Below are 12,586 nucleotides of genomic sequence, written 5' to 3'. Positions count from 1 at the left end.
ATGTCAGCCCCGCGTCACGCGTTGTCTTGCTGGTTCGTCTGCGGCCATCCCGGTGAAGCGAACCAAGGCCGTGATGCTGACGGCAACAGTCCCGACGACTGCGAAAACCGTCTGCCACGGGGGTGAAGATATCCCCATCTGGGCAATTCCGTGCGTCGCGCTGTAAGCAGCGAAGGTAGCAGGCGCGACATAGATGAGGATGATCAAGATTCTAAGCCAAGTCCATGGGAGGAAGGCGAGCGCGAGTTGGCCAATGCAAATGGTTGCACCGCCCGCCATGAGCCTTGCTACTGCGCCACCGAGCACTCCGGCGCCGGTGTGGAAGGTCCAGGTGCCGATCGTCAGGCCAACGAAGAAGGGCAGTGCGAAGACAGCGAGCGTGAACAGCAGCCAGCAGAAAAAGCAGATGCCGACGAGGCAAGCAGTGGTCCGAAGATGATCATGGTGGTGGTCTCCGTGAGATAAGACGGTCGCGCCTTCCATACGTGATCGGCTAGAATGGATAGTGAGTCGATGTGCGGTTGGGCGGCCGATCTGGCGGAGTTCAAAGGGCACACCAACCGCTCGCTGATCACCATGCTGGAGATTGCCGGATGTGGTGCTGCTGCACGACGGAGGAACGGGCAACGAAGGCGAAGCCTGGCGCATCGTTCCGCGTTTCCTTGAGCAGCGCCTTCTGATTGGTGCCGAGCAGGCGCAAGTAATTCGTTCTGCCACGTTCCATGAAACGCAAAAAATTTGCGTGATAAACAATCTGGCCGGCGTCGGTATCTTCAAAGTAGACACGGACCTGCATGTAGTGCCGTCCGTCTCGAACTTTGCCGTCAAGAGAGACTGTCACAGCGCGGTTCCTCTTATTGCGCGTACAGGGACACTTGTCTCACACAGAGGCGGTCTTCTGAGCAAGCGCCAAAATCTTGAGCTTGGCTCGAGCTGCCGGAAGCTGAGTCATGGGCCTGAATGCGGCAGGCGTTGCGCTGCTGACGTCGACTTCGGACGAATATATCGAAGATCTATCGTCAACGCGTATTGCGGGCATCCAACCACAGCGCGCACAAGAACGTAAGCGGAGTTCTGCTGCTGCCGAAGCCGCATCTCTGGGATTTCGCGATGAGCGATGGCAGCCCCTTTCATCGGCAATCCATAGACCAACTATCCACTTCCCAAGGACTCTCTACCACTGCGTATTACATGGTGGACAACGAGGGCATCCGTCGCATCGGGCGACGGTGTTGCGTCGGATCGGACCGACGGCAGCACGCGCACGCCGCCGCATCCCGCGCGTTCAGGCCGGCGCACATTAGCCTCCTCCCACAGCGTCGCTGCGGTAGCGGCTCGTCGAGGTCTGGTAGTACTGCGCGCGGATGGTCGCCATGGCCTCGATCAACGGTGCCCAGGGCGCAGGAAAGCGTTCTTTGGCTATCACCCGATCCAGCATGCGCGTATGCCCGGCCAGCTCGTCGTTCAGGAACTCCACCACAGGCATAGCCGGATAGCGCTGCAGCAGCAGGATCGCCGCGTTGTCGGCTTCGCCGGCCGAGCTGTCCATGTCGCGTCCATGCAGATCGTTCTGCAGACGCCCTATCACGGAGATGAGCCGCAGGACCTGGCGAAACGCCGGACGCACGCGCAAGGTCGCCATGTCCAGTCCCCACAGCAACGACAGGCAACAGAACACGTTCGCGTAGGCGATCGAATCGATGCCGTTGTGCAGGTACTCGGCGTAGGACCAGCGTCCAGCCCCTGCCGCCTGTGCGTGTCCAGCGCGCAGCGCCGCGCAGTAGCACCGGGTATCGTCGAGAAGCTGAGCATAGTCGCGACGATCGTAGGCGAGCGCGGCCAGCGAAGCGCGCAGCACAGCGCAACCCTCGAATCCGGGGAGCGCGCACGGCACGCCCTGCCCCAGTGCCTGCTCCACCGCGGCGAGCTGCTCCGGCGCGATCAGGCCAAGGTCGTTGCAATCGTCGAGCCAGAACAGCAGCGCCAGTTCGCGATAGAACGCCACGGTCAGCGTTTCGTCCTGCGGATCGCGGCCGGTGCGGGCGCTGATATCGTGCAGGCTCGGGTGGATGCGCTGCAGGATGTACTGGCCGCCCCTGACCGCTTCCACGGCGTGCTCATCGGCGAACCCGGTCAGGGAACGCCCCCACTCCAGCACCTGCTGCAGCGCGCGTTCGGTCTGAATCATGGCGCCGCTCCTGTTCCCTCGGCCAGGACGTGCCGCCCCCAATGAAGCGCCAGCCACAACCCGGCGAGTTCGGCCACGCGCACGACCCGGGTGGGGCAATACAGTTCCTTGCCGATCCACAGCGGAGTCTGCGGCAATGCATGCGCCGCATGGCGGGCGAGCATCCACTCCAGCGCACGCGCCACCGCCTGCGCAATGCGCCGCCGCCCTGCCGGCTCTTCGCTCCCGTCCATCACGTGCAAGGCGAACAGCGCATAGGCAGTTTCCTCGAATGTGGACGCGCGACCGGCGCCCCAGCCGCCGTCGTCGCGCTGCGCCTGCAGCAGCGCCGCCAGCGCGCGCTCGTCGCGCCACCGCGGCTTGCCTTGCGCCAGCGCTGCGACCGCATGCGCGGTGGGATACAGCCACGAAACGTGCCATTTTTCGTTGTCCCAGAGACCGTGCGGGTTGCGATTGGCCTCGACGTAGGCGCTGGTGCCGGCGGCGGGCTTTCCCAACAGTCGCAACGCATGCAGGGCATGGATGTTGGTCGACACCGAGGCATTGCGCTCGCCGGGGAAGGTGACGAACAGCTCGCCGATTTCGAAATGGCGCAACGCATCGAACGCCCGGGCGCGGCCTGCAAGGCGCAGGACGCACAACGCAACGGCGGTGTCGTCCGCATCTGCCGCGAAGTGCACGGCCGGGCCCAGACCGCGCACGCCCAGGCAGGCATCGAGCTGCGCGACGATCACGCGCACCGCCCCGGCGAGCGCGGGATGCGCGAACAGACCGGCCAGATGCAAGGTGTACAGCGACCAGCATGGCTCGAACACATTGATCGGCCAGACGTTGGGAACGACACCTTCGATGCCGCTGCGCGTCGCTCGCGATGCCGCCTGCAGATACGCGTCGGCGCGCCCGACCTGCGGCGTGCTCCCCTGTGTCACGGCGTGCGCACGCCACGCGGCGGTGGCCGCCGGACTGATGCCGATGCTGCCGTCATCATCTGGCCATGCGGTGGTCGGCGACGCCCCCCAGGCTTCCCAGGAGTGCAGCAACGGATGGCCGCTCGGCAACGTCGCCACGGCCCCCAGCTTGACCCGCGCTTGCCGCAACGGCAACAGCGCCGGGTGGCGCGGAAACGCCTCGCCGCCCGGCAAGGATGTGGCCTCGTCGCAAAACCGCGGCAGGATGAGCTCCGCGCCGATCGGCGCGTCGTCCGGCACCGCATGCGCATAGGGATCGGGCTGGCGCTGGAGGAACCGCGTTGCAGCCTGGACAGCGTCGGCAGCGCCGGGAAGAGAGTCGACACGCTGCAAAGCCAGCAACGCCGCCCACGTCGGCGCATGACGGAACAGCGGGAAGTCCGCGCTTCCCCATCCGCCATCGGCCTGTTGCTGCGCGATGAGCCACGCGTATGCGTCCTGCCGACCGGTGACGTTGCCGTGGAACTGCAGAGCTCGCGCCGTGTCGTAGACGGATGGACCGACGCTGCCGCCATCGCGCATCTCGCTTAGCAGGTGGCGCAATTCGGAAAGGATCTGTTCAGCCAGCGCGTTCACGCGGGATGTTCCTTCTGCAGACGGTTGACGGGAACCAGATCGGGCAGACGCCGCGCACGTCGCCGCAGGCCCGTCGCGGCCGTGCTGGGCAACCGCTGCGATCGGCGCCGCGGACTCGGACACAGTGCAGCATGCACCGCTGCCGCCGGCCGATCGCAGCGGCACAGGGCCGACGCCATGCGGACGGGTGCGCTCATGCGCATGGCGCGTGCTTGAACAGATACGCGTTGGCCCGCTGCAGGATCTGCGCCAACCGTTCCGCACGCGGCCCCAACGGGGCGACGGCCTCCCCCGCGTCGCGCAACAGATCCAGCACGAACTGGCGCGCTGCCTGCAGCCCCATGATCGACGCGCAGGTCGGCTTCCGCGCCGCCGCGTCCTTGCCGGGGGTCTTGCCCAGCGTCGCGGTATCCGCTGTCGCGTCGAGAATGTCGTCGATCACCTGCAACGCCAGGCCGAAACAGGCGCTGTAGCGATCGAGCGCACAGTACAGCGCAGCGTGCGCGGCATCCTCCGCGATGGCGCATAGCGCGCCCATGCGAACGGATGCGCGCACTAGCGCTCCGCACTTCATCCGGTGCATCACCAGGATCCTGTCCAGCTCGACGTGCTTTCCAACCAGCGACAGATCCATGGCCTGCCCGCCCGCGGCACCCTCGGCGGACACCGCCTGCGCCAGTTCGCGCACGAGCGCGATACGGTTGTCGCCCGGCGCATCCAGGCTCGCCAGGGTCAGGAAGGCGTGCGCCTGCAGCGCATCGCCGACCAGGATCGCGGTGGCTTCGCCGAACTTGACGTGCACGGTCGGAAGGCCGCGGCGAAGCACGTCGTCGTCCATCGCGGGCAGATCGTCGTGGACCAACGTACAGGCGTGCATCATCTCGATGGCGGCACCGACGTCGTCGAGGATGTGCGCCGGCGTGTCGGCCAGTGCGCCGGCAGCCAAACAGAGCAAGGCGCGCGTGCGCTTGCCGCCATGCAAGGTGGCGTAGCGCATCGCCGCCATCAGCTCGGTCTCACCGTCGTCTTCGGCGCAGAGAAGACGCGCCAGCGCCTGTTCGACCCGCTTTGCGCCGTCCTGCATCCAGATCTCGGGCAGCAGCCTGCCGGATGCGCCGCGCGCCTGCGCGCCCAATCCGCCGTTCGCGGAAACGCCAGCTCGGTCGTCGTGTGGCGTGGAACCGGTCTGCATGTTGTTCATGTCCTTGTACCTGCCAGGAGACGGCCACGGCGAGCGGCGAGCCGCCGCGGTGTTGCGGGCCTCGCACCGAGCGCGCGGGCCGAGTGCAGCAATGCCGCGCGTCGCCGGCGCCGCTGCCTCACCACACGGGGCATGCGATGCCAGCTCATGAGAATCCGATGCGGATAGTCATGGACGGATGTGCGGTCGGGTAATAGCGCCGGCCTTTTTCGACGCCGCTCAGCAACCGCGGTCGCACCCCGGCCTCGTGCATGGTCAGCGCCAAGGCGATACAGAACTGCACCAGTTCCAGCCATGCCAGGTGGTAGCCCATGCAGACGTGTGGGCCGGTACCGAACTGCAGCATGTCCACCGGCCGGATGGGTTCGGTGCGTTGCAGCCACCGCGCCAGCCGAAACTGATCGGGCGCCTCGTGCAGCAGCGCCGAGGTCGAGAAATGCAGCAGCGGGATGCACAGATCGGTGCCCGCAGGAATGCGCCGTTGGCCGAGTCGCAATTCACGCAGTGCGCGACGCACTAGGAGCGGCGTCGGCGGATGCACGCGCAGCGTCTCGCGGAACAGCGCCTCGGCGACCGGACACTGCACCAGGTCCGCGTGCCGGGTCGGCACCCCGCCTACGCGTTGCGCCTCCTCGACCAGGGCGTCCCACAACCCAGGCTGCCGCGCTAGCTCGATCACCATCCAGGCCATCGTCGAGGCGGTGGTGTCGTGACCACCAAGCAGCAGCAAGCGGATATTGGCGACCAGAACGTCATCGGAAAGCGCATCGTCGCTGCGATCGAAGGCGCTCACCATGTCGTTGATCAACCCGGTGCGCGAGGCATGTTCGCGCGCGGCGCGGACGAACTCGCGCAACCGCGCATCGATCCAGTCGCGGGCGGCACGGCCGCGCCGCAAGGGCAGTCCGGGCAGGTCGACCGGGGGCGCGATGATCAACTGCAGCAGTTGCCGGTACTTGCGATGCCATCCCGGCAGGTCCTGCGCGGGGATTCCCATGAGACTGAAGATGAGCTTGAGCATCAGATCGCCGGTTTCGCGCAGGATGGTGACGTCGCCCTGGTCGCGCCACCTCTGCACGCGCGCCCGGATGACAGGCGCGAACAGCTCGCCGATGCCGGCCTGTGTCAGCCCCTTGGGCAGAAGCGCCGCCTGGATCGCATCGCGCGCCTGCCGGTGCGCGATGCCGTCCTGGGCGACCAACGTTCCGCCAAACAATTCGGGCGCGATGTCTTCGATCAGCGCCGAGGACACGTCCTTGTGCCGGAGCAGTGCGAGAGCATCCGGATCCATGCAGGTCATCAGGTGGCCGACAGGGCCAAAATCCAGCCAGAACTGGCTACCCAGCGTCCGTTCCGCGCGCCGCAGCAGGCGCGGCAGGTCTCTGGCGATGGCGGGAAGATGCCCGACCAGCGGGAAAGCGCCGGGCACGACCGGGATGTCGTGCCGCAGCCGATGCCGACGGTTCAGCGGGTTGAGCAGCATGTCCATCAGCAGCGCGGCGCCGCGTCCGCTTCGGCGGTCTCGCCGGCAGGCCGCGCGGCGCGGCTGTTGCCACCGTCGGCGTATGTCGGCACATGCGCCAGCATGCCGCCATCGATGCACACGACCTGGCCGGTGATGAACGCAGCATCGTCGGAGAGCAGGAACGCCACCAGCGCGGCCACGTCCTCGGGGCGGCCGACGCGCGGCAGGAGCTGGTGGCGCCGCAGATGCAGTTGCATGCACGCGTCCAGCTTGGCGAGGAGTCGCTCAGTCATGATGAGACCCGGCGCAACCGCATTGCAGCGGATCTGCGCATGACCGTACTGGGTGGCGAGTGAGGCCGACAGCATGTTCATCGCCGCCTTCGACGCGGCGTAGGATGTCAGCGCGGTGTCACCGCTGAGCCCCTGGCACGACGACATGTTGACGACCGCGCCACCGCCGCGGGCGATCATCCGGGGGATGGCCTGCCGGCAGCAGAGCAGCGTGCCACGCAGATTGGTCGCCATGGTCTGATCCCACACCGCTAGGTCCAGCTCAAGGATCGCGCGGTCGCGCGGGGTCAGATGCATCGCGCTCGCGTTGTTCACCAGCAGGTCGACCCCACCAAAGTGCCGCTCCGCCGTCTCGAACAGCGCTGCCACCGCCTGCGCATCGGCGATGTCGATCGCCAGGGCGAGCGCGTGGCCCGCTTCGGCCGCGATCTGCGCGGTGCAGGCGATAGCCGCCGAGCCCTCAATGTCGGCCACCACCACTCTGCCGCCCTCGCGCGCGATGGCGAGGGCGCATGCCTTGCCGATGCCGGCGCCGGCGCCGGTCACCACGGCCACTTTGCCTTCAAACCGTCCCATCGTGTCATCCTAGATTGTGCTGGTCTTTCGCGGCATGCCGCTCGGCCTCCGCTGGAGAAGGCGCAGGGTCGGCGCTGGCGCGCTCGCCATGGCCAGCGTCGCTTTCGATGACCCGAATGGCGGCGACCGGGCACTGGCTGGCCGCGAGCCGCACGGCGGCGTGCAGCGCCTGCGGGACGCTCGCCACGCACACTTCGGCCACGCCGTCCGGTTCGCGCTGGCGAAAGGTGCCCGGCAGCGTCAGCACGCACTGCCCGCTGGTTCCGCACAGATCCTGGTCGACCGTGACGCGCATCTCAGCTCCCGTGCGCATGCAGCCGCACCGGCAGCGCGCGGAACGTCCGAAGGAAGGCCGAGGGCTCCCGGGTCGGCTGCTCGGCCAATGCCAGCGTGGGGAAGCGGGCCTGAATCGGCGGCAGGCTCTCGGCCAACTGCACCCGGGCCAGTTGCGCACCGAGGCAGAAGTGAATGCCGTGGCCGAAGCTCAGCATGATCTTCCCATCGGTCGACATGCCTGGACTGGTGCCGTAGAACCGCGCGGGATCGAAGCGATCGGGATCGGCGAAGGCGTCCGGATCGCGATTGCCGGACGCGATCAGCACGCGCACGTCCGCGTTCTTCGGGATCACCACGCCGCCCAGTTCGATGTCACGCTGGGCGATACGCGGAATGGAGCTGAACATCGCGGGCGCGTCGCAGCGCAGGACTTCTTCGACGAATGCCTTCACCCCCGCGGCGTCTGCCTGCAGCCAGTGCCGCTGTTCGGGATACGCCAGCATCGCCAGGACCGCATGGTCGATGGTCGCAGCAGTGGTGGCGAAGCCGCCCAGCAGCATGCCCCACAACATGCTGATCAACTCGGCATCCGACAGCGTGTCGGCATCATCATCATGTGCGCCGACCAGCATCGACACGATGTCGTGGCGGGGATCGGTGCGCTTGCGCTGTATGAGGCAGCTGAAGTAGGCCTGCACTCTGGCACTGGCCGCGTCCGCCGCGGCGAGTTGAGGATCGCTGGCGTGCGGGCTCAGGCCTTCCAGAATGCCGCCGATGCCGGCGGCGAGCCCGAAAATGTCGTCCTGGGGCATACCAAACAGTTCGGCGAAGACCAACATGGGCAAGGTCAGCGCGAATTCCCGATGCAGGTCCACCGCCTCCCCGCGCTCCAGCGCGGGCGCCATGCCGTCCAGTCGCGCAGCGACGATGCGCGCTATGCTCGGCCGCAGGTTGTCGATCTGGCGCATGGTGAAATCGCGCGAGATCAGCCGGCGCAGACGCGTATGCGTCGGTGGGTCCTTCATCGCAAGCGTGGACGCCAGCAGATTGAGCGACAGGCTTCTCGCCGCACGCGGGAAATAGCGCGCCAGTTCGCCAGGCGCCGGTCCCCGAAACGCATCGCCCGTGGCCTTGAACGCCCAGGAGATATCGGCGTGGCGGCTCAACAGAAAGAGGCCCGACGCCGCGCGATGCACCGGATCGTGCTCGCGCAACCACCGCATGAACGGATACGGGTCGTGGATGCGGGTTGGCGACGCCAGTTCGGCGAAGGCGTCCCGGCATGCTGCCGTGGTTTCTTGCACGTTGATGGTTACCTGTTGGCTGGCTGATCTGACGGGCGCGCGCCAGGCGCGCCGACAGTTGCGGAGAAGATCGCGATCCGCGGCGCATCACCAGAGCACCGGGAACTCCTCGAACCCACCAGTGATGATTTCCTTGCGCAACTTCAATTCTTCGGGCGACACGGCCAGGCGCAGCGCGGGAAAGCGCTGGAAGATCGAACCGAACACCACCTTGAGTTCCAGCCTGGCCAGCGCCGCGCCGATGCAGGAGTGAGACCCGGAAGAGAACGCCAGGTGCGGCTCTCCGTCGCGCCCGATGTCGAAGATTTCCGGGTCGACGAAATGGCGCGTATCGAACGACGTCGCCGGCAGGCCGACCAGCACCTTGCTTTCCGGGGGAATATGCACGCCCGCGATGGTCACATCGGTCCTCGGATAGCGCATGATGCCGTCCCAGCCCGCGCCCGGCGGGTACATACGCAGGATTTCCTCCACCGCCTTGTCCACCAGCGATGGATCGCCGACCAGGCGTTCGCGCTGTTGCGGATGGCGGAACATGGCCAGCAGGCCGAATTCGATCTGCGCGACGGTGCTCTCGTGGCCTGCCACCAGCATGCCCGCCGCCAGGCCGATCGCCTCTTCCTCGGTCGCCTTGCCCTGGTCAACCGCCGCGAGCAGATCCGTTAGCAGGTTGTCGCCCGGATCCTGGCGCTTGTCCCGCATCTTGCCGCGAATGTAGGCGCGCAGTTCTTCCCAAGCCAGGCGCGACGCGCTGCGCGGGCCGCTTTCATGCTGGTGCGTCATCACCTCGTCGGACAGCCCGGCGAACAAGGCGTGATCCTCGTAGAGCACGCCCATCAGCGCGCTGATGACCATGGCCGGAAGGGGAAATGAGAGGTGGCGCCGCAGGTCGGCGGGCTGGGGCTGGGCCGCCAACGTCTCGAACAACTGCGCGGCGATCGCCTCGACATGCTGGGCGAGCAGCTTCACCCTGTGGTTGCTGAAGGCCGGTGCCACGATCGTGCGTAACCGGGCATGCTCGCCCCCCTCGTGCGAGACCAGCCAGCCCGGCGAACCGAGAATCACCGAATCTGGGGTGAATGCCGCCGGCGGCATTCCCGCGGGCCGGAACGCCGCGTCACACAGCACCGCCTTGGCCTCGTCGTAGCCTGTCACCCACCAGCCTTCGTGCCCGGACGGGAAGCGCACGCGGTGGATCGGACCGTTGGTGCATAGCACCAACATCTCGGGCGAGGGCTCGATGTGATCGACGCGCCACATCGGCAGCGTCGGCAAGGGTTGCTCGGACATGGTGGCACTTCACTCTCTGAGCGATGGAAGGGCGGAAGGTGACCGGCGGGCGCTGCGGGCAGCGAATGACGTAAAACGGCATGTAGACGACGTCCTCCGCGGCGATGATCAGCGCTAGATCCAGTCGCACGAACAGCGCGGGGACGGCGCATCGCAATTGCAGGCGGGCCAGCGCAGCGCCCAAGCAGAAATGCGGCCCGTGGCCAATCGACAGGTGCGGGTTGTGCCGGGTGACATCGAACCTGTCGGCATCGCCATAGATCGACTGACCGCAGGGATTGGTGAACGAGGTTCGACCGTACCTGTCCGCCCATATAGCCCCCGGACCAGTCCCGCACCGCCGGTGGCAGTTTCACTCCGGGCTCAAGGTTCGCCGTTTTGGTTGCACCGCTTGCGACGGGCGCAATTGTTGCGGCTCCCAAAAGAAGCACTCTAGATCGCATCCAACACTTGCCTGCATTTTCTCAGTCAACAACCGAGCGCCAAGTTACTGCCACAGCAAACCGTCGGAGGGGACCAGACGCGAACGCGGCGGTCGGTCCCCGAAGACCATCGCAGTGCGATTGGCGACGATGCCGTGAACAGAGCAAATCGCGTGCCGAAGTGAATTCGCAGGCTCAGCAGACACTTCGTAGCGGCGCGTAGTGTCAGGTTTCTGGCATTGAGTCTTAATGTCGACAACCGGCCCAGCAAGTGCCCGACAAAGGCCTGCTCTCGCGCTGAGTATGCGGGGCAGCCCTTGCGCGAATTTCAAGCATGCGGATTGGCTGCAGCAGGTGTGGTTCGCCGGAAGCCACTCCGATGTCGGCGCTAGCTATTACGGAAAACGAAGCCCACCTCTCCTAGCGGTTGCGCTGCGCCAGCCGCTCGGGATCCTCCTGGCCGTAGGCCGCTCCGGTCTGGCCTTGCACTTCCAGCTCCATCAGTAGCTGGGCGGCAAGCCGATCATCTCCCGCCGCAGATCCGCATCAGGGGTCTTCTCCGCGAGCGTCCGAGGTTCATCATCTCGTCGGGCATCGGTAGTTCCTCGAATCAGGTTGGTGTCAACAACCCGACCCTACCCGCGAATCGCCGGACCACCGGCCAGCGCGGACCTTTGGTCCCTTCGCCGGACGCCGAGCGGTGCCAGGCCTTCTTGGGAAGGCTCTGCGCGATCGCGGAGGCGGTGCCGGCGACAGGCTGCTGCTTGCCCCAGGAACGAACACGTGATTGTAAGAACCCCAGATCATAGCCTTTTCCCGCCTTGCGCAGCAGGGTTTCGATCTCACCTGTGCCATACACGCTGTCCGCCGCCGCGAACGAGAACGGCACCTTTGCGGCGACGGCGCGAGCGACCATTCGACGCGCGATCTGCGGCTCCGTCGCAATGCCCACATCGCTCGGGACATGCGCCGCTTTCAGGCGAGCGGGGTCGTCCGTCCATTCATTTGGCAGATAGAGCGCCCGGACTCGTTGTTGCCGGTCGTCTTGAAGGTGCCGATGGTCGCCATGGTAATCCTCCTTGGCCTCTGTTTTCCGAGCCCGCACTTTGCGGCCTCGATGGTGATCGACAGGCCGGAGGCGATCGACGGCGCACCCCGCAGGGGCTCGACAGCAAAGGAGTAACTTTCTTGTTTCTCGAGGAATGACGGCGCAGGCGGCAGGGGATGAACGTTGTGACGCCTCTGTTGCGCCTTCGGCCAGATCCACCGATCGAAGAGGCCACTTCGTGCGCTCGATCCGAAACAGAGTTGACATCAACGAGAACGTGGCGATCCTCGCGTCCCGCAAAGACCGGCGAGAAACCGGATCTCGGCCGGATGGCTACGACGAATCAAAACCTCCGCGACCGCACTCGAGCAATACGCCCGCCAAGTCGAGTCGGCCGTACTTGTGATCCGCCGCTATTCGGTCGATCGCTCACGACATTCACCACGTATCTGCCTCACTGCGGTCGAGCCGCGGCGCTGCACTGCCCTGAATGTCACCTCAAAAAACGATGACGGCGTGCGCTCCGGCTGCGTGATCACGTCAACCTCACGCGACGGAACGTTATCAGCCCATCGGCCAAGCCTTGCCCGCCTGGTCCGGGCGCGGTCAGTCGCCGCCTCTGCATGGGCAAATCCGTCCACAGCATGGCGTCTCAGATAATGTAGCCGCTTGGCGAGCGATCACGGTGCGAAGCAGGCAATTTCCTGTGGCCTGCGCCCCGTACGCATCCTGTCAGAATACAAGCGCGCATCATGTCTAAAACCTGCCTCCAACTGTCTTCGAAAGCCACGTTGCGCCAAAGGACACGAGCATGCCCCTTCTACAGTGCTGGCCCAAATCCTGCACCGCCTCTCCGCGTCAGGGCGCGGCGGCAGCAAGATGGGAGTCGTGTTTGGGCCTCGATCTGTCAATCGACAATGTGGTTGCCGCACCGGAGGTCGCCTGTCTGCACCCCGCTGGCGGAACGCAGGACGCTCCT

The 12,586-nt window shown here is 66.0% G+C and carries 8 protein-coding genes and 3 pseudogenes; all 11 read right to left on the bottom strand.

The window, feature by feature from the left end; genetic code table 11:
* Window positions 1-3: 3 nt before the first annotated feature.
* Window positions 4-443: pseudogene (locus ABIA40_RS02825) on the bottom strand (hypothetical protein).
* Window positions 444-607: 164 nt separating this feature from the next.
* Window positions 608-841: pseudogene (locus ABIA40_RS02820) on the bottom strand (4-hydroxybenzoyl-CoA thioesterase); the annotation flags it as partial.
* A gap of 459 nt (window positions 842-1,300) precedes the next feature.
* Window positions 1,301-2,188 (bottom strand): hypothetical protein, encoded by an 888-nt coding sequence (locus ABIA40_RS02815; protein ID WP_225174433.1) that lies wholly within the window; start codon window positions 2,186-2,188, stop codon window positions 1,301-1,303.
* On the bottom strand, window positions 2,185-3,732 hold the full coding sequence (locus tag ABIA40_RS02810; protein ID WP_225174432.1) for a hypothetical protein: 1,548 nt from the start codon (window positions 3,730-3,732) through the stop codon (window positions 2,185-2,187). Before ABIA40_RS02810 ends, ABIA40_RS02815 begins: the two co-directional genes overlap by 4 nt.
* Window positions 3,733-3,925: 193 nt before the next feature.
* On the bottom strand, window positions 3,926-4,924 hold the full coding sequence (locus ABIA40_RS02805; RefSeq protein ID WP_225156566.1) for a polyprenyl synthetase family protein: 999 nt from the start codon (window positions 4,922-4,924) through the stop codon (window positions 3,926-3,928).
* 154 nt (window positions 4,925-5,078) lie between these two features.
* A complete protein-coding gene (locus ABIA40_RS02800) occupies window positions 5,079-6,422 on the bottom strand; it encodes a cytochrome P450 (RefSeq protein ID WP_225156288.1) in 1,344 nt (447 codons plus the stop codon).
* The gene (locus tag ABIA40_RS02795; protein WP_036046362.1) at window positions 6,422-7,267 is read right to left on the bottom strand and encodes an SDR family oxidoreductase; all 846 of its coding nucleotides are present in this window, start codon (window positions 7,265-7,267) and stop codon (window positions 6,422-6,424) included. Before ABIA40_RS02795 ends, ABIA40_RS02800 begins: the two co-directional genes overlap by 1 nt.
* Window positions 7,268-7,271: 4 nt before the next feature.
* The gene (locus ABIA40_RS02790) at window positions 7,272-7,562 is read right to left on the bottom strand and encodes a ferredoxin (protein ID WP_404538947.1); all 291 of its coding nucleotides are present in this window, start codon (window positions 7,560-7,562) and stop codon (window positions 7,272-7,274) included.
* 1 nt (window position 7,563) lies between these two features.
* Window positions 7,564-8,853: a cytochrome P450 gene (locus tag ABIA40_RS02785; protein WP_036046375.1), complete on the bottom strand. Its 1,290-nt coding sequence runs from the start codon at window positions 8,851-8,853 to the stop codon at window positions 7,564-7,566.
* An 81-nt stretch (window positions 8,854-8,934) separates the two neighbouring features.
* Window positions 8,935-10,137 carry a cytochrome P450 gene (locus ABIA40_RS02780; RefSeq protein ID WP_036046380.1) on the bottom strand — a complete coding sequence of 401 codons (1,203 nt, stop codon included), beginning with the start codon at window positions 10,135-10,137 and terminating at the stop codon, window positions 8,935-8,937.
* Window positions 10,138-11,223: 1,086 nt separating this feature from the next.
* A pseudogene (locus ABIA40_RS02775) lies at window positions 11,224-11,583 on the bottom strand (transposase); the annotation flags it as partial.
* Between the last annotated feature and the right edge of the window lie 1,003 nt (window positions 11,584-12,586).

The organism is Bradyrhizobium sp. USDA 223 (genome assembly GCF_044909005.1).
Lineage (GTDB): Bacteria > Pseudomonadota > Alphaproteobacteria > Rhizobiales > Xanthobacteraceae > Bradyrhizobium > Bradyrhizobium yuanmingense.
This window is presented reverse-complemented; position numbering and strand designations above follow the sequence as displayed.

Excerpts from the sequence above, each read along its gene's own strand:
- ABIA40_RS02815 (WP_225174433.1), bottom strand. The coding sequence starts at position 2,188 with ATGATTCAGACCGAACGCGCGCTGCAGCAGGTGCTGGAGTGGGGGCGT.
- ABIA40_RS02805 (WP_225156566.1), bottom strand. The coding sequence starts at position 4,924 with ATGCAGACCGGTTCCACGCCACACGACGACCGAGCTGGCGTTTCCGCG.
- ABIA40_RS02800 (WP_225156288.1), bottom strand. The coding sequence starts at position 6,422 with ATGGACATGCTGCTCAACCCGCTGAACCGTCGGCATCGGCTGCGGCAC.
- ABIA40_RS02795 (WP_036046362.1), bottom strand. The coding sequence starts at position 7,267 with ATGGGACGGTTTGAAGGCAAAGTGGCCGTGGTGACCGGCGCCGGCGCC.
- ABIA40_RS02790 (WP_404538947.1), bottom strand. The coding sequence starts at position 7,562 with ATGCGCGTCACGGTCGACCAGGATCTGTGCGGAACCAGCGGGCAGTGC.
- ABIA40_RS02780 (WP_036046380.1), bottom strand. The coding sequence starts at position 10,137 with ATGTCCGAGCAACCCTTGCCGACGCTGCCGATGTGGCGCGTCGATCAC.